The sequence below is a fragment of the Agathobaculum sp. Marseille-P7918 genome, assembly GCF_900625105.1.
Taxonomy (GTDB): Bacteria; Bacillota; Clostridia; order Oscillospirales; family Butyricicoccaceae; genus Agathobaculum.
In genome coordinates, this window is record NZ_UYYD01000002.1 from 319,657 (window position 1) to 340,343 (window position 20,687).

Here is a 20,687-nt window from a genome sequence, read left to right on the forward strand (position 1 = left end):
GAGGGAATTTTTTTGCAAAGCAAAAGACAGCCTCCGGGGAGACTGTCTTTCAGTATAGCATAGTTTGCCGTTACGGGACAGGATGCGCCCCTTCCGGCATCAGGCCGCTCTCAAGCTGTCCCGACCGCTGCGCGGACAGCAAAAGGCCGAGCAGCAGCATGGTCTGGCAGAAGAACACACCGCTCCGCCCGCAGCTGAGCAGCGGCAGGCCGGGCGCTTCGATGAACGGAATCGCCAGATTCTGTACAACATACAGCACCGTCTGCGCCGACAGCGTCAGCATCACCGCGTAGCAGGTCAGCGTGGCCAGCACGCCGCGCTGCCGCATCGCCAGCCGGAACCCAAACACCAGCAGCACAACCACGGCGCCCAGCAGCAGCGCAAATCCCAGCCAGCCCCAGCGGGTTTTTGCGACCAGCAGCAGCATGTCATCCACGCTATCTGCATCGGCAAACATCAAACCGCTCGCTTCGTTCGGCGCCGGGAACAGCACCGTCTGCAATTCCTGATACATTCTCTGGGTACCGCTGTTTCCCATGATCTGCCGGATGGGATTGACCGCATACTGCGGCTCTCTCACAAAGTATTCCAGCCGTCCGTGCGCCAGTTCAAACAGCAGATAGGCAGCTCCGGTGCCGACAACTCCGCCGGCCGGCACCAGCAGCACGCGCGGCAGCAATTTGCTGCGAGGCGCGTGAAACCAGCCGCGCCAGACGGCGCCCAGCAGCAAAAGCGTACACAGCAGCGTAATCACCAGCGCATCCCCTTCGATCGGGCGATACACCGCATACAGGCCGGTCACCAGCATGACAACATCGTACAGCAGCACGGGCACATATAACAGCAGACCATTCCGCGCGCACCGGACCACACCGGCGGCTCCCTTGCCCCGCTGGTCATAGAGGATCACGGCAAACACCAGCGGGAACAGCCACAGGGTATGCTCCGGACGCACGATCTGCCCCACGCCGAAGACCCATGCGAGCAGCGAGATCACATTTATGATGATCCAGATTTTGCAGATATCGCCCACATTACGTCCCAGGCTGGTGTAATCCAGAAAATAGCCGCCCAAGAAAAAGCATGCCCCAAACCCGAACGCTTTCACATAGTCGATGACGCCGACCGGCCCGTGGAGACTGGGCAGCCCCAGCCAGACATGCAGCATAAGTCCCGCCGCCGCGACCACCAGCACGATGCCCAGCATCACCCAGTCCGGCTGCGGCCGCCACGCGCGGTCGAGCTGCGTGCCGGTCTCGACCGCATCGCCCATCTCGCGCGCGGTCGCCTGCGCGGCGGCGTCTTCGTCCATTCCTTGCTCCAGAAACGCCTCATATTGGTCGGTCAGATGGTCGGAAAGTTCCTTTTCCGCCATCGGCCGCGCCCGCTGCCAGCGCATCTGGTCGGTTGCCTGTTTGAGCCACGCAGACAGCGCCGCAGGCAAAGCGCCCTGCTCCCGTTTTTCTGTATCAGGCGTACGCATGGCCTTCTCCCCCCTTCAGCACGCGCTCGACCGCGCCGGAAAACTGCCTCCATTCCTCGGTTTTTTCCGCCAGACGCGCACGTCCATCATCGGTCAGATGATAATACTTGCGCACCCGTGCGCCGTCCGCGGCGTGCTCGTAGCTCTGCACCAGCCCCTGTGTTTCCAGCGTGTGCAGCAGCGGATACAGCGTGCCCGCCTTGAGCGAAAACGTGTCGTCCGACCGCTCGCGCAGCCGCTCGATCATCTGGTAGCCGTACAGGTCGTCCTCCTGCAAAAGGCGCAGCACCAGCAGCGCCGTGCTTCCCGCGAGCAAGCTTTTGTCGATGGCCATATTCTATCCCTCCTTATATCGGTGTTCGATATATCCATTATATATAGATATCCGATATATGTCAACCCGTTTGCGCGCTTTGGCCGCAAAAGCAAGCGACATGCTTGACAAACTAACACCGTTCGTTTATGCTGGACATATAAAACTAATCTTGTTAGTTTGGAGGGGTGCCGCATGGCAAGAAAAGGGCTCAGCCGCGACACGATCGTGGACGCGGCGGCGGCGCTGGCCGAGCAAAAAGGCATGGAAAACCTGACCGTGCGCGAGCTGGCGGACGCGCTGGGCGTCAAACCCGCATCGCTGTACAACCACTTGCAGGGATTGCCCGAGCTGAACGTCCGGCTGGCCGAGCGCGCGCTCGACCGGCTGATGCAAACGCTCGAGCAGGTCATGGACGGCCGTCCGGTGACCGACACACTGCGGGCGCTCGCCGCAGCCTACCGCACCTTCGCGCAGGAGCAGCCGCAGCTGTATCGCGCGATGATGCTGCTGCCGCGGTTTTCCGATCCGGGGCTGGTCGCGCGCAAAAAGGCGTTTATGGACCTGTTCGTGCGCATGCTCGAACCGCTCGGCCTGCCGGCACGCGAGCGTGTGCACCTGTCCCGTCTGATCCGCAGCACGCTGCACGGCTATGTGTCCATGGAGACCGCCGGATTTTTCCGCTCGCCGCTGGCGACGGCAGACGAAAGCTATGAGCGCGCAACCGAATGGCTGTGCGAACAGATTGAACGAACGGAGGCGAACTACCATGGCGGAACAATCCACCAGTGAGGCGCAGGCGCGCCGCTTTCACCAGATGACCGAGTCGCCGGTCGAGCCGCTGATCTGCAAGCTGGCCGTGCCGACCATCATCAGCATGCTCATCACCTCGATCTACAACATGGCCGACACCTTTTTCGTCGGCAAGCTGGGCACCAGTGCGACCGGCGCGGTCGGCGTCGTGTTTCCGCTGATGGCGCTCATCCAGTCGATCGGCTTTTTCTATGGTCAGGGCTCGGGCAACTATATCTCGCGCCAGCTCGGCGCGCAGCATCAGGAGGAAGCCGAGCGCATGGCCGCAACCGGTTTTTTCTCCGCGCTCATCACCGGGCTGGTCATCCTGATCTTTGGGCTGCTGCTGCGCAGCCCGCTGTGCCACCTGCTGGGCGCGACCGAAACCATCTATCCGTATGCGCTCGACTACATGCAGATCATTCTGTGCGGCGCACCTTATATGATGGCCGCGCTCGTGCTCAACAACCAGCTGCGCCAACAGGGCAACGCGACCTATGCGATGGTCGGGCTGGTGTCGGGCGGCGTGCTCAACATCGCGCTCGACCCGCTGTTCATCTTCGTCTTTAACCTTGGCATCAGCGGCGCGGCCTTCGCCACGATTTTGAGCCAGCTCATCAGCTTTTTCCTGCTGCTCATCGGCATCCGCAAGTCGCGCGGCGTACAGATCCGCCTGCGGCAGTTCTCCCCCAGCCGGGCGCGCTTTGCCGCGCTCGCGGGCGGCGGCCTGCCCAGCCTGTGCCGTCAGGGCCTTGCCTCGGTCGCGGTGACCTTTCTCAACACCGCCGCGCGCCCGTACGGCGACGCCGCCATCGCCGCGATGAGCATTGTCACGCGCGTCTCGCAGTTTGCCGGCTCGGCCATGATCGGCTTCGGACAGGGCTTCCAGCCGGTCTGCGGCTACAACTACGGCGCGAAAAAGTATGACCGCGTCCGCCGCGGCTTCTGGTTCTGCGTCAAATCATCCTTCCTCGTGCTGCTGGGCCTTGCCATCCTGGGCTGGATCTTCGCCCCGCAGATCATCTCCATTTTCCGCGCGGACGACCCCGAGGTCATCCGCATCGGCACGCTGACGCTGCGGCTGCAATGCCTGTCCTTCCCGCTGATTGGCTGGGTGACCATGTGCAACATGCTGCTGCAAAACATCGCGCTGACCCTGCGCGCGAGCCTGGTCGCGGCGTCGCGGCAGGGGCTGTTCCTTATCCCGCTCGCGATCCTGCTGCCGATCTTCCTGCAACTGCTCGGCGTGCAGCTGTGCCAGCCGCTCAGCGACACGGCCGCCTGCGTGCTGTCTGTTTTTGTCACTGTGCCCGTGCTGCGCACGCTCGCGCGCGGCGAAAACCCCGCGCAGCGACACGCCAAACCGTAATCCCCAAGGAGTGAACCCCCATGTCCGAATTTTACCTTGACCCCACGCTGTATGACGGCCGCCCGGCCGATGTGACCGGCCGCGACGCGGTCGAAATCGCGTGCTACGACTTTCTCGACCGTCTCGGCGTGCCTTACCAGCGCGCCGACCACGACGAAACGCCCTCGATCGAAGCCTGCGGCGAAGTCGAACGGCTGCTCGGCATCGAGATCTGCAAAAACCTGTTTTTGTGCAACCGGCAGAAAACCCAGTTCACCCTGCTGCTCATGCCCGGCCGCAAGGCCTTCCGCACCAAGGAGCTGTCCGCGCAGCTGGGCTGCTCGCGGCTGTCCTTCGCGGATGCCGAACACATGCAGGAATATCTGGGCGTAACGCCCGGCTCGGTGTCCGTGCTCGGCCTGATGAACGACACGGAACAGCGCGTGCGACTGGTGATCGACCGCGACGCGCTCGCGCACGAGTATTTCGGCTGCCATCCCTGCCGCAACACCTCTTCGCTGCGCATCCGTACCGCGGACCTCACCGGACGCATCCTGCCCGCGCTCGGCCACGAGCCGACTTACGTCAGTCTGTGAACTGAAAACCCTTGTTTCCGCGCCGCTTTGTTGCTATACTGGAAGAAAGTACGAAAGAAAGCAGGCGAATTATGGAACGAACCTATATCATGCTCAAGCCGGACGCATTGCAGCGCGGCATCGTCGGCGAGATCCTCGCGCGCATCGAGCGCAAGGGCTACCGCATCACCCACATGAAAACCATGCAGCTGGACGAGCCCATCCTGCGCGAGCACTACGCGCACATCGTTGACCAGCCGTTTTTCCCGCCCACGGTCGAATACATGACGAGCGGCCCGGTGGTCGCGATGGTCGTCGAGGGCGAAAATGTGATTCAGGGCATGCGCACGCTCATGGGACCGACCAAGAACGAAAACGCAATGCCGGGCACCATCCGCGGCGACTTCGCCTGCTCGACCACCTATAACGTCATCCACGGCTCGGACTCTCCCGAAAACGCGGAGATCGAGATCCGCCGCTTTTTCGGCGATATTTAAAACGAACACGCAAAAAGGACGTTTCCCGTCGGAAACGTCCTTTTGTTTTATTCAGCCTTGTCCGCGTAGTAATCCGTGTCCAGAATCGCGTCGTTTACCTCCTGAAACCGGCGGGCATAGGCGTTCATTTGGGACACCTCTTCGTCCGTCATGCCGTTGTTCCAGACGATCTGCCCGTTTTTCGCATAGGCCTTATCGGTCAGCCAGCCGCCGTTCGGGAAAATCGCATATCCCGCATAGCTTTCGTCGAACGCATCCCGCCCCATCGTGTCGGGCACGGGCAGGCCGAACAGGTTGGCCAGCGTCGGCAGCAGATCGACGGTTTGCAGCGTCTTGGTCACGGTCTGCGGCGTGCAGCCCTGATACCAAATAAAGCACGGCGTGCGCTCGAGCAGGCGGCCGCCCGCGGCCTCGGAATACGCCTCGAGCACCGCGCGGTCGGTCAGGCCGTAGGCATAGTGGTCGTCGTAGACGCAGATGACCGTGTTATCCAGCAGCCCGTCCTCCTCCAGCCGCGTCAGCAGGTGCGAGAACATCTCGTCGGTCAGCCGCGCCTTGGCGAACAGGCCGTTGATTTCATACGGACGGCTGTCGTCCTTGTATTCCGGGAACTCACCCAGCGCGTAAGTGGTCAGCGCGTCGATCTCATCATAGCCGAGGTGGCCGCTGTAAGTGATGAGGAAGTCCGCAAACGGCTGGGTTTGCACCATGCGGTCATACAGCTCGTCGCAATCGACCAGAAACCGGTCGTCGCCCGCCTGCAACTCGTCCTCTGCGTAGTCGAGCGCGGAGTGATACTGCTCGTAGCCGAACGCCTGATGCATCGCGCCGCGGTTATAGAACTTGGCCTCGCTCTTGTGAAAGGAATTGGCCGTATACCCCTCGCCCGCGAGCAGATTGCCGATCGCATACGGAAACGCGCTGCGGCTGAGCGAATAGGCGACGTTGCCGTTGGCATAGGGATAAATGCCGGTCTGCGCGGCGAACTCGGTGTTGAAGGTATAGCCGTTGGAGTACTGCGGCGTGTAAAACTCCGCGAAGTTGATGCCCTCGCGCTGCAGGCGCGCGAGCGTCGGCGTGTTTTCGTCGTTCAGCACAAAGTCGTCCACGCTCTCAAGCTGCACGAGGATCAGGTTTTTGCCCGCGAGCAGGCCGGTCATCTCGTTGTCCTCGTGCGCCGGGCGCTCCTCGAAGAACGCGTCGATCTGCGCACGTTTTTCCGCCGCGTCCGCGTCCGGCAGGACGGACAAAAACGCGTCCCGCGCGACGAACTGATACGGCCCGGTCAGCGCAAGATCGTAGGCCGACGAGGAAAACCGCTCGTATTCGTATCCGCTCGACTGCCACGCATCCCAGTCGAGCGTTTCGGGCACGGGCGCGTACAACCGCGGCGCGACGAGCTGCGTCAGCGCGAAAAACACCGCAAACGCCGGGCAGACGCGCCGCCGCGGCAGGTTTTCGGGCAGCCGCCACACGCCCAGCGCGCCCCAGACGGCGAGCAGCACGACCACCAGCACAAACCGCACGTCGATCAGCTGCCGGAGGTAGCCCGCAAATCCCAGCCCCTCGCCCGCGAACAAAAAGTCCGACAGGAACAGGAACCGGTCGAAAATGCGCCAGATGCTGTACTGCACCACCGCGTATACCGCCCAAACGGCGTAAATCAGCCCGTACAGCACGCGCCCGACCGTCCGCCGCCGCGGCAGCAGGCAGAGCGCGGCAAACAGCGCCCCGAAGCCGAGCGAAAACAGGTTGGGCGCGGCCGCGTACAGCGGATACCACGCAGCGCACCCGGTCGCGGCGCGTAAGGTCAAGTCGAGCAGCCAGAACGGCAGCACCGCGCACACGGCGCTGCCGATCAGCCGCAGCAGTTGTTTTTTGTTCATGCCAGAGCCGTCCTTCCGTCTTATCCTGACAGTATACGGCTTTTTGCGCAAAAATGCAACCTTTTCCGTTGGTTACACCGGATATTTGCGGAATAAACCGGGTGAAATGCCCACATGCTTTTGAAAACTGTGGCTGAAATTCTCCTCGCTGTTGTAGCCGGTGGCATAGGCGATCTCCTTGACCGACAGTGCAGTCGAGGCGAGCATGTATTTCGCCTTGTCGATGCGGCGCAGCACGATGTATTCATAGGGCGAATAGCCGGTGCGCGCCTTGAACTGCCGCGAAAAGTGCGACGGGCTCAGGCTGACCGCCGCGGCGACCTCCTGCACGCCGATCGGCTCGAACAGGTGCCGGTTCATAAAGCGGATGGCCTGCGCGATGCGGTCGCTGCCGTCTGAGGTGCGCTCGCCTTCGCCCAACAGCAGCAGGCACAGCAGCCGGTGCAGCAGCTGCGAGCAGGCCGCCTCGCTCGGGCGCTCGTCCGCGGCGCAGCCCTCGAGCAGCGTGCCGAGCGCCTGCGCCACCGGCGTGACCGCGTCCGGCGCAAAACACTGCCGCCCGCCGTGCGCCTGCAAAATGCGACGGTAAAACGCGCGCACGTTCAGGCCGTTGAACAGCAGCCAGGTAAATTCCAGCCCGTCGGACGCCGCATACTGGTACGGCTCCTGACAGTCGAACAGCACGACCTGCCCCGCCGCCGCCAGCACCGGCACCCCGGCAAGCTCCAGCTCCATCGCGCCGTCCTGCACGAGAAACAGCATAATATTTCGGTTGTGGTCGCCTTCCATCGCGATCTCCGAGCGATAGCTGAACGAATAGCGCCTGTCGCAGAAATAGTGCCCGCAGCGCGTCGGGTAGTAAAAAAGCTCACGCGCCAGCGAGGATGGCGTGAAAAAGTAACGTTCGGACGTCTGATGGACGCCCGCCTCGGGAATCAGCACAGCCCTCACCCTCCTTTCCCCTATCGTACCAGACCCGCGCCGCACGCGCAAGACAAAACAGCAGGATTTCGCAGGTTTAGGGCGGGTTGTATCATTGGAAAGCGGCGCGCCGGGCCGTATAATAAGACCATCGAAAGGGCCCAAGACAGAATACGAACCACATCCGACAAGGAGGGCAACCCGCATGAAAATCGCATTTGACGTGGACGTACTGGCCAAGCAGATGTCCATCAACGACTATGTTCACAAGGTAGCCGACTGGGGCTACAAATACATCGAGCAGTCCCCGCATCCGCGCATCAACCCGTTCTATAAGCACCCGCTGTTCTCCAAGGAGTGCGAGGAAGAGTATCGCCGCGCGCTGCGCGAGACCGGCGTGGAGATCTCGTCCTTTATCGTGGTGTACCGCTGGTCCGGCCCGACCGAGGAGCAGCGCCAGCACGCGGTCGCCAACTGGAAGCGCATGATCGAGATCGCGGTCAACATGGGCGTTCCGGTCATCAACACCGAGTTCTCGGGCGACCCCAACCAGCAGGAGATCTGCAACGGCATGTTCTACAAGTCGATGGAAGAGCTGCTGCCCATCATCGAGCGCGAGGGTCTGCGCGTCGAGATCCAGTCTCACCCGTATGACTTCTGCGAGCTCAACGACGAGACCTGCGACATCGTCAAGTCCTTCCGCTCCAAAAACCTCGGCTATGTTTACTCGGCCTCTCACGGCTTCTTCTACGATCAGGGCAAGGGCGACGTGCGCCACATGCTGCGCTACGCCGGCGACGAGCTGACCCACGTTCTGCTCGCCGACACCTGGAACCAGACCAAGGACTGCCGCTACATCCTCAATCCGCCCTGGCTCAACAGCCGCGGCCGCGCGGACGTCACCATCCACCAGCACACCGCCATGGGCGAGGGCGAGGTCGATTTTGACGGCATCTTCGAGACCCTGCGCGATATGGACTTTGCAAACAAGCAGCTGAAGCCCGACGCACCCAAGGTCGGCGGCGACAACATCATCTGCGTCTCCTACTTCGGTTTCCCCGAAAAGATGGACAAGCAGGCGCCCGAGGCGCTCGAGCGCATCAAGCGCGAACTGCTGTGACACCCTTTCTCTCTTTCTTCTTTTTCTTATCCCCATTGGGCACTGGCCCAAAACAAAAAGAGCGGCAAAAGCCGCTCTTTTTGTTTTTTTACAGGTGAAACCGCCGCTGCAGCTCGGCCTTGATGGTCTGCCACTGGAACAGCACGAGCGCCGCGATCGACAAAAGCGCAAGCCCCGCGCACAGCAGCGAGGGCAGCAGCACGCGGATACAGCCGCAAGCGACCAGCACGAGCGGCAGCAAGCCGATCGCGCAGGCGCTGATGAGCGGCCCTGCGAACAGCCGCAGCGGGGTTTTGCACAGCACCGCGATCAGCAGCATGCCCAGAATGCCCACCACGCACACGCACGGCAGCACATAGTCGATCGACCAGCCGCGCCAGCCCGTCCACCAGTCCCACAGCACCGAAAGCGTGGGGATGAGCACGACCTGCCAGCCGATGTTCTGCGCCATGTCGCGCCGGTAGGCCACGCCGACCGCTGCCGCGATCCAAACGCAGGCCGCGCCCGCCACGACGAACAGCGACCAGAGCACATGCCAGCCCGTCGCGATGTTGACCAGCACGCAGATGACGCTGACCGCGATCGCGATCAGCGCGAGCAGGCGCAGCACGAATCCGGTCGTAAAGCGCGGCTTTTCCAGCGCGGGGAACACCTCGGTGTCCGGCTCGGGCGTGCCGGAAAGCTGCCCGCCGCACAGCGGACAGCAGGTTTTGTGACCGGCGACGGTCACTCGGCAGCTGGGGCATCGCTGCATGGCGTCTCCTCCTCTTCCTCATGGTATTCGTTGCTGCGGATCTCGATTGCAACGCCCGCATCGACGAGCAGCTCGAAAAACCGGCGCTGCACCTCGGTGTTTTCAAAGGCCGAGGTAAAGCCGAAATGCAGGCTGTTGCCGAACGAGCAGGTGCACAGCTGCACCGCGCCCGTGGACATGAACACGCCAAAGCCGCTCACATAGGGATGCAGCGCGTCCGGCAGGCGGAACTTGCCGATGTTGGACAGCGCGGCGGTCTCGCCGCGGTCGCTGACCACGCCGGACAGCCGCAGCACCGGGTTTTTGAGCGCAAGCGGAATGACCCGCAGCAGCGGGTTATGCTCGAGCGCGGCCAGACGGTTCATGCGCGCGCCCAGCCGCTCGGGCGTCAATTCCTCTTTGAAGGCCGCCGCCACACACGCGACGATGTCCTCGATTTCGCCCGAACGCCTGGAAAAGTCATACCCGACGCGGATCGTGCCGAAAAAATTGCGCGTTGTGCGCGAGGGGAAAAAGCTGCGCAGATCGACCGGAACGGTCAGCACGACCGGCTTTTTCTGCTCGCGGACATACATTTCGCTGTGGATCGCGGACAGCAGGAGCGCAGTCAGGTAAACGGTCAGCGTCGCGCCGCAGCGGTGCGCGGCCGCGAGCACCTGCCGCACGTCCGCCACGCCTTCGATGACGGTCAATCCGCCGTCCGCCCGGCGCACGCCGCGCAGGCGGTAGGCGCGTCCCAGGCCTTCGGACGTTTTTCCGCCGCTGCGCGGTTTGTAATATTTCTGGAAGCTGTCTGCCCAGCGCTGGGACACCGATGCCTGCGGCTGTCCGTCCACCCCCGCTTCCGGATGGCGCAGCATCAGGTAGGCGGTCATCAGCGACTCGAAAAACTCGATCGCACCCGCGCCGTCCGCCAGCACATGGTACATATCCAAACTGACCTTGTGCCGCCAGTAGCTGACGCGGAACAGCAGCGACCGGCTGCCCTCGTACAGCGCCGCGCACGGCGCGGCATGCTCAGGCACGACCGACGGCCGCAGCGTCGTCTGCTCGAGATAATACCAGAACACGCCGCGCCGCATGACCATCAGCAGATGCGGATACCGCTCGAGCGTGCGGTCGAGCGCGGTTTGCAGCACATCGGGCGCGACCGGCTCGGTCAGCTCGCACGACAGGCGGAACACGCCGGTCGCCGACCCATGCGAGGTCGGCGGAAAGATCTTCGCCGCGTTGTCCAGGCGGCTCCAGCTCAGGTTTTTTCGGTTGCGCTTGTCGTTTGACATGCTATGGTCTCTCCATTCAGGAATTGTTCGATCAAATCATAGGTGCGCCGCACCATCGGAAACCGCATGGGCAGCGAAAAATAGCCGTGCAGCGCGTCCGCCATGCGGTACTGCTGCACATCGCCCCCCGCGTCGCGCAGCGCGCGGGCATAAGCCTCGCCCTCGTCGCGCAGCGGGTCAAATTCCGCGGTGATGACCAGCGTGCGCGGCTGATGCGACAGGTCGGGCGCGCACAGCGGCGCAAAATACGGATTACGCATGCGTCTTTCGTCCCCGCCCGCGTACAGCGCCATGTAGTCATTCACGCGCTTGGCGGTCAGCAGATAATCCGCGCCGTTTTCGCGCACGGAATCAAAACGCGAATCGGGTGTATGGTCGTAATGGGTCGCGGGATAAATCAGGATCTGCTGCGCAACTTCAAACTCGCCGCGGTCGCGCGCCATGAGCGACACCGCCGCCGCCAGATTGCCGCCCGCCGAATCCCCGATGAGCGTGATCTCGTGCGAGCGCACCCCGAACTGCTCAGGATGGCGGTACACCTCGCGCGCGGCGGCGTAGCAGTCCTCCAGCCCTTCCGGGAACACATGCTCAGGCGCAAGGCCGTACTCGACCGAAGCCACGCGGCAGCCCGTACGCCGCGCCAGATTGCGGCAGACCGCGTTATAGGTATCCACGCTCTCGAGCACCCAGCCGCCGCCGTGGAAAAACAGCAGCAGGCGGCCGTCGGTCTGCTTTTTGGGCGTGTAAATGCGCACGCGGATGTCGCGTCCGTCCCGCTCGATCTTGTGGTCCCACAAATGATAGAGCGGCGCGAGCGGCGTGCGCAGACCGCGCACCGCACGCTCGACCTTATAGGTTTTCCCCACATCAATATTTGCCGTGTAACTCAGTGCGTGCAGCGCTGCACGCATCGCCTTACTGATCGCCATGGTTTTCTTCTCCATTTCCTCAATTCCCTTACAGTATACCATGCTTTGCCCGCCTGCGCAAAACCTCTATCCTTTACACTTATTTAACACTTGCGCGCACTTTCCCTCTTGACGAACCTGCCGCGCACTCCGCATAATAGAAGTAGCGTCAAACACACCGAAAGGAGAACCGAAATGAGCGAAACACTCGAATTGCTTCGTGAGAAAAAAGGCTTTATCTGCGATATGGACGGTGTGATCTATCACGGCAACCGTCTGCTGAAGGGCGTGCCCGAATTTGTGGATTGGCTGCAAAGGGAAAACAAGAGTTTCCTGTTTTTGACCAACTCGTCCGAGCGCTCGCCGCTCGAACTCCAGCAGAAGCTCGCCCGCATGGGCCTGGAGATCGGCGAAGAGCACTTTTATACTTCCGCGCTCGCAACCGCAAAATTCGTCGCCAGCCAGAAGCCCGGCGCTTCCGCCTATGTCATCGGCGCGCCCGGTCTGGTCGGCGCACTGTATGAGGCCGGCATTGTGATGAACGACGTCGATCCGGACTACGTCATTGCGGGCGAAACCAACACCTATAACTATCAGACCATCCTCAAGGCGGTCGATCTGGTCAACAAGGGCGCGCGCCTGATCGCGACCAACTCCGACCTGACCGGCCCGTCCGAGCAGGGCATCATCCCGGCCTGCCGCGCGCTGGTCGCGCCGATCGAACTGGCGACCGGCAAGAGCGCCTACTACGTCGGCAAGCCCAATCCGCTGATGATGCGCACCGGCCTGCGGCTGCTGGGCGTGCATTCGCACGAAGCCGTCATGGTCGGCGACCGCATGGACACCGACATCGTGGCGGGCATCGAAACCGGTCTGGACACCGTGCTGGTGCTCTCGGGCTGCACGACCCGCGCCGATGTGGAAAACTACGCCTATCGGCCGCACTATATCTTAAACGGCGTGGGCGAAATCCCGCCCGCCCAGTGACATCCCCAAGAACTTAAAACAGCCCGCCGTTCGGCGGGCTGTTTTTTCGTCTGCGCGGACAAATTTCGGACAATTTCGTGCTATACTGAAAGCAACAAAAGGAGGGGATGGACATGGCGGGACACATTCTTTTGGCGGAGGACGACAAGGCGCTCTCCGCGCTCATGCAGGACTTTTTCCGCGCGGCGGGCGTTGCCGTCACCCCGGCGTATGACGGCGCGCAGGCGCTCACGCTCGCGCAGGAGCGCACCTTCGACCTGCTGGTGCTCGACGTGATGATGCCGCAGCTGAATGGGCTTGAAGTGTGCCAAGCCGTGCGGCGCGAGAGCGACGTGCCGGTGATCTTCGTCACCGCGCTCGGGCAGGAGGGCGACACGCTTGCGGGCTTCCGCGCGGGCGCGGATGATTACGTCACAAAACCGTTTTCCTTCCCCGTGCTGGTGGCCAAAGCGCAGGCACTCATGCGCCGAGCGCGCGGCCTGCGGCTGGGCGAGACCGAACTGGGCTACGGCAGCATCCTGCTGGATACCGCGACGCACGCGGTCACGGTGGACGGTGCGCCGGTATCCTTGCGCCCCAAAGAGGCGCAGATCCTCGAACTGCTGCTGCGCGAGCAGGGGCACACGGTGTCGCGCGACCTGCTGATCGAGCGCGTGTGGGGCGTGGACTTCGACGGCGACGAGCGCATGGTGGACCGCCATGTGGCGGGGCTGCGCAAAGCCCTCGGCACGGCCGCGCAGCACATCAAAGCGGTCTACGGCAAGGGCTACCGATTGGGGGAATCGTGATGAAACGACTGAAAGCATTCTGGAGCAAGCGCAGCATCGCGACACGGCTGACCGCGCTGTTTGCCGTATTTCTCGTGCTGGGCGGTCTGGTCTGCTTGCTGCCGATGTGCAAACTGGCCGAGCGGTACCACGCGGAAATCCAGTTCACGCAGACGCGCGACGCCAACGATTACACCGCCGCCAAGCTGTCAGAGTTAGGCTACGCGCGAGAACAGCTGCCCAGCCCCGGTACGGAAGCGTACTGGCAGCTGCGCAGTGCGCTCCTGTATGACACTTGGAACGAACTGACCGCGCTGACCTATTATGACCCAGCGAACGGTGAAACCATCTATTGTCCTCCCCGTATTCTGCTCGATGCGACAACGGCAGACGGCCCCGCGATCGATGTGGATATCGGCCTGTTTCCCATCGAGGATATCATCGCGATCTGCCGGAACCTCACAGAATCCGGCACCGACCTTGCGGAGCTGACCGCCTACGGCATGCAGATCGGCAAAAACTTTTTCCCCACCCGCATCGTACATGCCGATGGACGCGTTTTCCAGTCCACCATTCCCGTCCCGGAACAGGCGACTTGCGTCCCTACCGCTGCCGTTGGCATCGAATACAACGATTTGGAGGCGCTCGCCTTCGGCCTGCGCGTGCTACGCCAATACGGGCCAATGAATACACCATCTGAGCAGCCGATTTTCCCGCCGCACGGCATTGACTATGCGGCAGACTATCAGGATATCCGGCTCACGGCCGAAACAGGCTATCAGGTCGCGACCATCCGCACCTATTCCTTGTCCACTTGCATCTGGCAGTCCGTCCGCATTCCGCTTTTCCTGTTTATCGCGCTGTTTGCGCTTTCGCTGTGGCTGCTGCACCGGCAAATCCGGCGCACGGTCACGCAGCCGCTGTGGGAAACCACGCGGCAGGCTCGACTGGTCTCCACGCTGCAATTTGACGAATTTTCCCCCGACACCGACCGCGGCGACGAGATCGGTCAGCTCAACCGCGCGCTCGCAGATATGGCGGGCGACCTGCACGCGCGCTGGGACAGCGAGCGCGATTTGGAGGACCGGCGGCAGCAGTTTGTCGCGGCGGCAAGCCACGACCTCAAAACCCCGCTCGCGCTCATCGGCGGCTACGCCGAGGCCATCGCGCAGGACATCTCCCCGGAGGAAAACGCGCGCTACCTCGCCGCGATTGAGCAGGAAACCGGCCGCATGAACAGTCTGGTGCGCGAAATGCTCGACTACACCCGCCTTGACCGCACGGGCGAGCTGGAACACCGCACCGCGACCGACCTTTCCGCACTCATCCACAGCCTTGTGGATGAATACGCCCCGTTGCTCGAGCACCGCCGTCTGACCGTGGATATCGCGTCCGGCGTGCACATCCGCGGCGACGAAACGCTGCTGCGCCGCGCGTTCGGCTGCCTGCTCGAGAACGCCGCGAAGTATTCGCCCGAAGGCGGGCGCGTCGCGGTCGTGCTGCGCCGCAGCGGCGGGGCGCTCTTCACGGTCGAAAACGACTGCGACCCCATCCCGGAAAGCGAACTGCCGCGCCTGTTTGAAATGTTCTACCGGGGCGACAAGGCGCGCTCCCGCGCAGGCGGACACGGCCTCGGCCTTGCGATCACACAGAAGATCCTCGCGCTGCACGGTCTGACCTGTCATGCAGAAAACACAAAAACCGGCGTGCGGTTTTGTGTCACCCGCCGGTAAATACGGCGAAAGCCGTCCCCTCAGGGACGGCTTTCCTGCTCTGCTCTCTCTTCTTTTTTTCGTACGGCAAAACCGTATACTTCTTCTTTGACGTCGGCTTCGACATCCTTTTTGCTTCTCTTGCGACGGTCCAGATGCGATATGTACAAATATTTGCGGATCACAAACAGCACGCCGACCGACAGCACTGCCAGCAGGTTTTCCACCGGCGTTGTGTGCTCGACGACCATCTGACGGGCAATCGCCAGCAGCATGACGTCAACCACAGAGTCAATTGTGTAGCTGGTAATCATTTTGATCAGCTCGATACCGATGATAATCAGGCACGCGTCACTCAGGCGTCCCTGAAAATATTCGGGCACATGCAGCATCTGGTCCAGTTCCGTTGTGCATACCAAGCCCACGCTGCCCACGATACACGCAAGCAGAATAATCAGGCCCAGTACAATTTCAACAGCGGTTGCCGCAGTGGATATCTTATCGCGCAGATCCGAATTCATCTTTTTCTCCTTCATTCCTCATATTCCATTCCATTCAGTCAAGATAGTATAACATAAATTGCCCGCCGTCTGCAACAGGCGGCGGGCAATTCCCGTGGGAAGGGGAGCGATAATTTATTCCAGTTACGGGATCAGCCGATGCCGCCGTAGTAGATGCCGAAGATCAGCGCCAGCAGGCAAAGCGGAACGTAAGCGTACTTACCGAACACATAGAACCAGCTGCCGATTTCCTTGCGGGCACCCTGATTGACTGCGTCGAGTGCGGTCTTTTTCTTCATGACCCAGAAGAACATGATGCCGGCCAGCATTGCGCCGAACGGGCAGATGTAAATCGAAACCATATCCATCCACTGCGAGGTCCACGGCTGGATCAGCAGCGCGACAACCAGGCCGATGGCATGGATGATGATAACGGAAGGCAGACGACCGAGGTTGAACTTCTCCTGCAGGAACGCAACCGGCGTCTCATACAGGTTGATGATCGAGGTCGTGCCGGCAAACAGCACCGCGATGAAGAAGAATGCGCCGATGGCCCAACCGAAAGCGCCCATGCCGTTGAATACGCTGGGCAGGGAAACGAACATCAGGCCAGGGCCTGCGGAACCGACTTCGCTGCCGGTGGTAGCCATTGCGGGGATGATAACGAACATTGCAACCAGAGCAGCCAGCGTATCAAACACAGCTACATTGCGCGCAGAGGACGAAATTTCAACGTCCTTGCCGAGGTAAGAGCCGTAAATAACCGAGCCGTTGCCTGCGACCGACAGCGAGAAGAACGCCTGGCCGAATGCAAATACCCAGAGTTTGATGTCCGCCAGACCGGACGGATCGAGCGAGAAGATGAACTTATAGCCATCGCTTGCGCCCGGCAGGAACGCAATGTAAACCGCCATAATGAGGAACAGGCCGAACAGCATCGGGATCATGATCTTACAAGCCTTTTCAATACCGCCTGCAACGCCCAGCGCCATGATGATGACCGAGACAACGATCGCAACGATGATCCAGAAGCCGTTGCCGATACCAAAGATACCGTTCTGCAGCATCATGCTGATGCCTTCACCCAGCGAGCCGGATTCCGGAGCCGCCGCACCGAAGGTGCCGCCGATCACGTTCATATCCTGGCCCATCTTGAACATCTCGCCGGTGATGCTCATCTTGGTGTACTTGAAGATCCAGCCCATAACAACCGAGTAACCGATTGCAAGGCCCATCGAGCCGATGACCGGCAGCGCACCGATGACTTCGCCGACTCGTTTGGACTTGCCGCCGTCCTCCATTGCTCTGCCGAACGAACCTACCGGGCCCGCGCCGCCCCAGCGGCCGAGCGAGAACTCTTCCATAACGCCGGAAGCGCCAATCAGCACAACAAACAGGAAGTACGGAAGCAGGAAGGTCAGGCCGCCATAGGTCGCTACCATGTACGGGAAGCGCCAGATGTTTGCCATGCCGACCGCAGAGCCGATACAAGCTAAAATAAAGCCCCATTTGCTCTTAAAGCCATCGCGTTTGGTTTCTTCATTACTCATACTTTACACCCCTTTTTATACCGATATTCGGTAAATAAAAAACGCCTGCGGAACTCTTTACTTTTCCGCAGGCGCCTTTGCCTAGTCGTTCCTGTACTCTTTCCACGCGGCACAGGTTACGCCCATATTGTATTCCTCAGATTACTTTTCTTCGTTCGGGTACGGCTCGAGGAACGCATGGAAGTGACGCATCGGCAGCTTGTGGCCCCAGACAATGCGCATGTTCGGGATAGACTCGCGATCCTCGTACAGCGCCTTGACTGCTGCGATAACGTAATCCAGATGCTCCTGGGTCAGACGGCTGCGGTCGATCGCGAAGCGAACAACGTTTGCCAGCTCTGCCTGCTGCTCCGGCGTCTTAAGGTCATACTCCATCGAGTAGTCGCCCAGCTCGGATACACGGATACCATAGCGGCGGATCAGCTCAAGGCTGAAGCCCTCGCCCGCGAAGGTGTCGTGGCCGCGCTTGCCATCGAAGAATTCGTCCATGTTGATGTAAACGGCATGGCCGCCAGCGGGAAGCACTACGCCCTTGACGCCGGCCTTGTAGAAACCTTCTGCCAGATAGTTGCACTGTGCAACGCGCTCGTTCATGTAGTTGAAGTCGCAGCTCTCGTACAGGCCAACAGCCAGAGCCATGATGTCACGGCCGGACATGCCGCCGTAGGAGTCGTTGCCGTAGCAGGAGATCTGCTTAACCTTCAGGGTAACGCCTACATCGGTGATGATGTTGCCGTTCTCGTCGAAGTCGGAGAACTTCTGCCAGAACAGGCCCTTGTCGCGGAATGCCAGCATGCCGCCCATGTTCGCATGGCCGTCCTTCTTGGCGGACATGGTGAACGCGTCGCAGTACTGGAACATTTCGGTTGCGATCTCCGCGATGGACTTATCGGCATAGCCGTCTTCGTTCATCTTGATGAAGTATGCATTTTCAGCCCAGCGAGCGGTATCAAATACCACCGGGATCTCATACTTATGCGCAACGCGGTTGATTTCCTTCAGGTTTGCCATGGAAACCGCCTGGCCGCATACCGGGTTGTTGGTGATGCAGGTGAAGATCAGCGGAACGTTCTCCGGGCCGACACCCTGGATCAGCTGCTCGAGCTTTTCGATGTCCATGTTGCCCTTGAAGGGGTTCTTCTCATACTTGCCGCCTTCCGGTACTTCGTACAGCAGTTCCTTGTTGTACAGGTTACGCGGAATGGAGCCCATCTGCTTGATGTTGCCCTCGGTGGTGTCGAAGTGGCCGTTGGACGGGATGGTGAACTTCTTGCCGGGGTAACGGCGGTTCAGGATATTGCGGACGATTTCCATCAGGACGGACTCAGCTGCACGGCCCTGCTGGATGATGAAGGTGTTCGGGCGCTCCATCTGCTTTGCGCCGCCATTGAAGAAGCCGCCCTCATACTCGCAGAGGTAAACTTCGTTCATCATCTTCTCTACGTCGCGGCAATCGGTGCGGACGAGGTCGATGATCTTCTTCCAGTTCTTCTCGCCGCCGCGCTCAAAGATGTCGCGGAAGGTATCGAGCAGTACATAGTAACCGGTGTTGCGGCCATACGCCTCGTCGCCGAGGAACAGCGCAGCCCACTGCTGGTTGGTCATAGCGGTGGTACCGGAGTCAGACAGCATATCAACGGTCAGCATGCCGGCCGGGAACGCGAATTCGTTCCAGTGCGTTGCGTTCAGAGCGCGCTCGCGCTGCTCGATCGTTACGTCCGGAAGATCGCGAACTGCAAACGTGAAATGATGGGGAGCGGGTACATCCAGCGGGTAGTGAGCCATGTTCTTGTCCATATAAATTACCTCCATTTTTCTTGGCGCATAGCGCCTTATTCTTAGAGGATACCCCGGTCATCGATTACCGGTTTCCCACTTCCGGTAATTCCGACTGGCGGACAGTATCTTTCACAAAAGTGAACCAACTTAAAAGAAAATGATTGTTACAGAGCCGCGATAACTTCGATCTCGACCAGCGCATCCTTGGGCAGGCGCGCTACTTCAACGGCCGAACGAGCCGGATAACCGCCCTCGCCAAAGAAGGTGGCATACACTTCGTTCATTGCGCCGAAGTTGTTCATGTCGCTGAGAAATACGGTCGTCTTGATGATCCGGTCCATGCCGGTGCCGGCCTCAGCCAAGATCGCCTTTACATTATTCAGGGACTGTCGGGTCTGCTCCGCGATCCCCTCCGGGAATGCGCCGGTTGCCGGGTTGATGGGCAGCTGCCCGGATGTGATGACCAGTCCGTCCACTGCGACGGCCTGTGCGTACGGGCCGATGGCTGCGGGAGCCAGATCCGTACTGATTACTTTTTTCATCCTGTCCACGCCTCCTTTTCTGAGATAAATTTATCATCGAAAGAAGATTTTGTCAAGCGTCTTTTGTCTATTTTGTACGATAGCACACTTTTATTTTTTTGTTTTGTGGGAATTTTACATAGGTTTTGTCGAAACTACATAATAACTTTTTCTTTTAATTGTGATAAATTATTCTCACCTTTTTTGACAAACCTCTTTTTTTTGCAACATTTTGCGTTATAATAAAATCAGAACCAAAAACCTGTCTTATTTTTGAAAATGAGGTGAGCGTATGGCCAATCCGTTGCTGCAACATTATATTAAACTGACCGAATTTCTCGGTCAGGCACTCGGCCCCGATTATGAGGTCGCGCTGCACGATCTGACCGATAAGAACCGCTCGATCATCGCCATCGCCAACAACCACGTCAGCGGACGTGAGGTTGGCGCGCCGCTGACCAATGTCGCGCTCAAGATCCTGATGGACAAAAGCTATGAATCGCAGGACTACCGGCTGCATTACTGCGGCGTTTCCGCCGCGGGCAAAACGCTGCGTTCGTCCACGCTGTTCATCAAGCAAAACGGCAGGCTGATTGGCATGCTTTGTATTAACTTCGACGACAGCCGCTTTCAGGCGGCCAGCGAAAGCATCCTGCGCCTGTGCCATCCGGATTCCTTCGTGGAGGACCATTGTCAGCCCGCCAACACGCAAGGCGACAGTGATGCAGCGCGTGCCGTACCGGCCACGACCGAGAGCTTCCACAACTCGATCGACGCGGTCGCGGGCGACGCAGTCGGCCGCGAACTGGCGCGGCTGGGCGTGACCGCCGACCGGCTGACGCCGGACGAGCGCATCCAGATCATTGCTTCGCTCGAAACAGGCGGCATTTTCCTGCTCAAGGGTGCGGTCAAGGATGTCGCCGATGCGCTGCATTGTTCGCAGGCCAGCGTCTACCGCTACCTGTCGCAGATCAAAAAAGAAGAAACCTGA

20 protein-coding genes are annotated in these 20,687 nt (G+C 60.4%); 9 read left to right on the plus strand and 11 right to left on the minus strand.

Annotated elements, in window-relative coordinates; all coding sequences use genetic code 11:
- Nucleotides 1–70: 70 nt before the first annotated feature.
- Both EJL02_RS05055 and EJL02_RS05060 read right to left on the minus strand, forming a co-directional pair.
- Nucleotides 71–1,483: a permease prefix domain 1-containing protein gene (locus EJL02_RS05055; RefSeq protein WP_125115322.1), complete on the minus strand. Its 1,413-nt coding sequence runs from the start codon at nt 1,481–1,483 to the stop codon at nt 71–73.
- Nucleotides 1,470–1,817: a PadR family transcriptional regulator gene (locus tag EJL02_RS05060; protein WP_125115323.1), complete on the minus strand. Its 348-nt coding sequence runs from the start codon at nt 1,815–1,817 to the stop codon at nt 1,470–1,472. Before EJL02_RS05060 ends, EJL02_RS05055 begins: the two co-directional genes overlap by 14 nt.
- A 174-nt stretch (nt 1,818–1,991) precedes the next feature.
- Here EJL02_RS05060 and EJL02_RS05065 point away from each other — a divergent pair, with 174 nt between their 5' ends.
- From EJL02_RS05065 to ndk, 4 genes are all read left to right on the plus strand, one after another.
- Nucleotides 1,992–2,588: a TetR/AcrR family transcriptional regulator gene (locus EJL02_RS05065; RefSeq protein WP_125115324.1), complete on the plus strand. Its 597-nt coding sequence runs from the start codon at nt 1,992–1,994 to the stop codon at nt 2,586–2,588.
- Nucleotides 2,566–3,957 carry an MATE family efflux transporter gene (locus EJL02_RS05070; RefSeq protein WP_125115325.1) on the plus strand — a complete coding sequence of 464 codons (1,392 nt, stop codon included), beginning with the start codon at nt 2,566–2,568 and terminating at the stop codon, nt 3,955–3,957. Before EJL02_RS05065 ends, EJL02_RS05070 begins: the two co-directional genes overlap by 23 nt.
- 20 nt (nt 3,958–3,977) lie before the next feature.
- Complete coding sequence (locus EJL02_RS05075) at nt 3,978–4,532, plus strand: prolyl-tRNA synthetase associated domain-containing protein (protein ID WP_125115326.1); 555 nt, start codon at nt 3,978–3,980, stop codon at nt 4,530–4,532.
- Nucleotides 4,533–4,603: 71 nt separating this feature from the next.
- On the plus strand, nt 4,604–5,008 hold the full coding sequence (gene ndk / locus EJL02_RS05080) for a nucleoside-diphosphate kinase (RefSeq protein WP_125115327.1): 405 nt from the start codon (nt 4,604–4,606) through the stop codon (nt 5,006–5,008).
- A 47-nt stretch (nt 5,009–5,055) separates the two neighbouring features.
- On the opposite strand, the gene EJL02_RS05085 is transcribed toward ndk, so the two are convergent.
- Both EJL02_RS05085 and EJL02_RS05090 read right to left on the minus strand, forming a co-directional pair.
- Nucleotides 5,056–6,894, minus strand: coding sequence for an LTA synthase family protein (locus tag EJL02_RS05085; RefSeq protein ID WP_125115328.1), 1,839 nt, complete (start codon nt 6,892–6,894; stop codon nt 5,056–5,058).
- A gap of 72 nt (nt 6,895–6,966) precedes the next feature.
- Nucleotides 6,967–7,836 (minus strand): AraC family transcriptional regulator, encoded by an 870-nt coding sequence (locus tag EJL02_RS05090; RefSeq protein WP_125115329.1) that lies wholly within the window; start codon nt 7,834–7,836, stop codon nt 6,967–6,969.
- Between the two features lie 184 nt (nt 7,837–8,020).
- Between EJL02_RS05090 and EJL02_RS05095 the strand changes: the two genes are divergently transcribed.
- On the plus strand, nt 8,021–8,935 hold the full coding sequence (locus tag EJL02_RS05095) for a sugar phosphate isomerase/epimerase family protein (RefSeq protein WP_125115330.1): 915 nt from the start codon (nt 8,021–8,023) through the stop codon (nt 8,933–8,935).
- A gap of 88 nt (nt 8,936–9,023) precedes the next feature.
- On the opposite strand, the gene EJL02_RS05100 is transcribed toward EJL02_RS05095, so the two are convergent.
- The 3 genes from EJL02_RS05100 to EJL02_RS05110 are packed head-to-tail and all read right to left on the minus strand — an operon-like array spanning nt 9,024 to nt 11,943.
- Entirely contained in the window at nt 9,024–9,689 is a 666-nt protein-coding gene (locus EJL02_RS05100) for a DUF6320 domain-containing protein (protein ID WP_125115331.1), read from the minus strand.
- Nucleotides 9,662–10,972 (minus strand): hypothetical protein, encoded by a 1,311-nt coding sequence (locus EJL02_RS05105; RefSeq protein ID WP_125115332.1) that lies wholly within the window; start codon nt 10,970–10,972, stop codon nt 9,662–9,664. Before EJL02_RS05105 ends, EJL02_RS05100 begins: the two co-directional genes overlap by 28 nt.
- Nucleotides 10,939–11,943, minus strand: a complete 1,005-nt coding sequence (locus EJL02_RS05110; RefSeq protein ID WP_330548622.1) for an alpha/beta hydrolase — start codon at nt 11,941–11,943, stop codon at nt 10,939–10,941. The genes EJL02_RS05105 and EJL02_RS05110 overlap by 34 nt, the downstream gene beginning before the upstream one ends.
- A gap of 132 nt (nt 11,944–12,075) precedes the next feature.
- Here EJL02_RS05110 and EJL02_RS05115 point away from each other — a divergent pair, with 132 nt between their 5' ends.
- The 3 genes from EJL02_RS05115 (at nt 12,076) to EJL02_RS05125 (ending at nt 15,367) form a co-directional block, all read left to right on the plus strand.
- Nucleotides 12,076–12,867: an HAD-IIA family hydrolase gene (locus EJL02_RS05115; protein ID WP_125115333.1), complete on the plus strand. Its 792-nt coding sequence runs from the start codon at nt 12,076–12,078 to the stop codon at nt 12,865–12,867.
- A 113-nt stretch (nt 12,868–12,980) separates the two neighbouring features.
- The gene (locus tag EJL02_RS05120) at nt 12,981–13,655 is read left to right on the plus strand and encodes a response regulator transcription factor (RefSeq protein WP_164510294.1); all 675 of its coding nucleotides are present in this window, start codon (nt 12,981–12,983) and stop codon (nt 13,653–13,655) included.
- Nucleotides 13,655–15,367 (plus strand): sensor histidine kinase, encoded by a 1,713-nt coding sequence (locus EJL02_RS05125; protein WP_125115335.1) that lies wholly within the window; start codon nt 13,655–13,657, stop codon nt 15,365–15,367. The genes EJL02_RS05120 and EJL02_RS05125 overlap by 1 nt, the downstream gene beginning before the upstream one ends.
- A 20-nt stretch (nt 15,368–15,387) precedes the next feature.
- Here the strand turns inward: EJL02_RS05125 and EJL02_RS05130 are convergent, their stop codons facing one another.
- The 4 genes from EJL02_RS05130 to EJL02_RS05145 all read right to left on the minus strand — a co-directional run bounded on the left by EJL02_RS05130 (nt 15,388) and on the right by EJL02_RS05145 (nt 19,717).
- Nucleotides 15,388–15,867 (minus strand): phosphate-starvation-inducible PsiE family protein, encoded by a 480-nt coding sequence (locus EJL02_RS05130; protein WP_125115336.1) that lies wholly within the window; start codon nt 15,865–15,867, stop codon nt 15,388–15,390.
- A gap of 131 nt (nt 15,868–15,998) precedes the next feature.
- Nucleotides 15,999–17,396, minus strand: coding sequence for a sodium-dependent transporter (locus EJL02_RS05135; RefSeq protein ID WP_125115337.1), 1,398 nt, complete (start codon nt 17,394–17,396; stop codon nt 15,999–16,001).
- A 141-nt stretch (nt 17,397–17,537) separates the two neighbouring features.
- Nucleotides 17,538–19,193, minus strand: a complete 1,656-nt coding sequence (locus EJL02_RS05140; protein WP_206426949.1) for a tryptophanase — start codon at nt 19,191–19,193, stop codon at nt 17,538–17,540.
- A 146-nt stretch (nt 19,194–19,339) separates the two neighbouring features.
- Entirely contained in the window at nt 19,340–19,717 is a 378-nt protein-coding gene (locus tag EJL02_RS05145; RefSeq protein ID WP_125115338.1) for a RidA family protein, read from the minus strand.
- Nucleotides 19,718–19,988: 271 nt separating this feature from the next.
- Between EJL02_RS05145 and EJL02_RS05150 the strand changes: the two genes are divergently transcribed.
- Nucleotides 19,989–20,687: a helix-turn-helix transcriptional regulator gene (locus EJL02_RS05150; protein WP_125115339.1), complete on the plus strand. Its 699-nt coding sequence runs from the start codon at nt 19,989–19,991 to the stop codon at nt 20,685–20,687.

What these genes read in the sequence shown, in the direction of transcription:
- EJL02_RS05115 (WP_125115333.1), top strand. Translation starts at nt 12,076, where the DNA reads ATGAGCGAAACACTCGAATTGCTTCGTGAGAAAAAAGGCTTTATCTGC.
- ndk (WP_125115327.1), top strand. Translation starts at nt 4,604, where the DNA reads ATGGAACGAACCTATATCATGCTCAAGCCGGACGCATTGCAGCGCGGC.
- EJL02_RS05075 (WP_125115326.1), top strand. Translation starts at nt 3,978, where the DNA reads ATGTCCGAATTTTACCTTGACCCCACGCTGTATGACGGCCGCCCGGCC.
- EJL02_RS05150 (WP_125115339.1), top strand. Translation starts at nt 19,989, where the DNA reads ATGGCCAATCCGTTGCTGCAACATTATATTAAACTGACCGAATTTCTC.
- EJL02_RS05105 (WP_125115332.1), bottom strand. Translation starts at nt 10,972, where the DNA reads ATGTCAAACGACAAGCGCAACCGAAAAAACCTGAGCTGGAGCCGCCTG.
- EJL02_RS05135 (WP_125115337.1), bottom strand. Translation starts at nt 17,396, where the DNA reads ATGAGTAATGAAGAAACCAAACGCGATGGCTTTAAGAGCAAATGGGGC.
- EJL02_RS05070 (WP_125115325.1), top strand. Translation starts at nt 2,566, where the DNA reads ATGGCGGAACAATCCACCAGTGAGGCGCAGGCGCGCCGCTTTCACCAG.
- EJL02_RS05100 (WP_125115331.1), bottom strand. Translation starts at nt 9,689, where the DNA reads ATGCAGCGATGCCCCAGCTGCCGAGTGACCGTCGCCGGTCACAAAACC.
- EJL02_RS05110 (WP_330548622.1), bottom strand. Translation starts at nt 11,943, where the DNA reads ATGGTATACTGTAAGGGAATTGAGGAAATGGAGAAGAAAACCATGGCG.
- EJL02_RS05060 (WP_125115323.1), bottom strand. Translation starts at nt 1,817, where the DNA reads ATGGCCATCGACAAAAGCTTGCTCGCGGGAAGCACGGCGCTGCTGGTG.
- EJL02_RS05125 (WP_125115335.1), top strand. Translation starts at nt 13,655, where the DNA reads ATGAAACGACTGAAAGCATTCTGGAGCAAGCGCAGCATCGCGACACGG.
- EJL02_RS05120 (WP_164510294.1), top strand. Translation starts at nt 12,981, where the DNA reads ATGGCGGGACACATTCTTTTGGCGGAGGACGACAAGGCGCTCTCCGCG.
- EJL02_RS05085 (WP_125115328.1), bottom strand. Translation starts at nt 6,894, where the DNA reads ATGAACAAAAAACAACTGCTGCGGCTGATCGGCAGCGCCGTGTGCGCG.
- EJL02_RS05145 (WP_125115338.1), bottom strand. Translation starts at nt 19,717, where the DNA reads ATGAAAAAAGTAATCAGTACGGATCTGGCTCCCGCAGCCATCGGCCCG.
- EJL02_RS05130 (WP_125115336.1), bottom strand. Translation starts at nt 15,867, where the DNA reads ATGAATTCGGATCTGCGCGATAAGATATCCACTGCGGCAACCGCTGTT.
- EJL02_RS05140 (WP_206426949.1), bottom strand. Translation starts at nt 19,193, where the DNA reads ATGGACAAGAACATGGCTCACTACCCGCTGGATGTACCCGCTCCCCAT.
- EJL02_RS05055 (WP_125115322.1), bottom strand. Translation starts at nt 1,483, where the DNA reads ATGCGTACGCCTGATACAGAAAAACGGGAGCAGGGCGCTTTGCCTGCG.
- EJL02_RS05065 (WP_125115324.1), top strand. Translation starts at nt 1,992, where the DNA reads ATGGCAAGAAAAGGGCTCAGCCGCGACACGATCGTGGACGCGGCGGCG.
- EJL02_RS05095 (WP_125115330.1), top strand. Translation starts at nt 8,021, where the DNA reads ATGAAAATCGCATTTGACGTGGACGTACTGGCCAAGCAGATGTCCATC.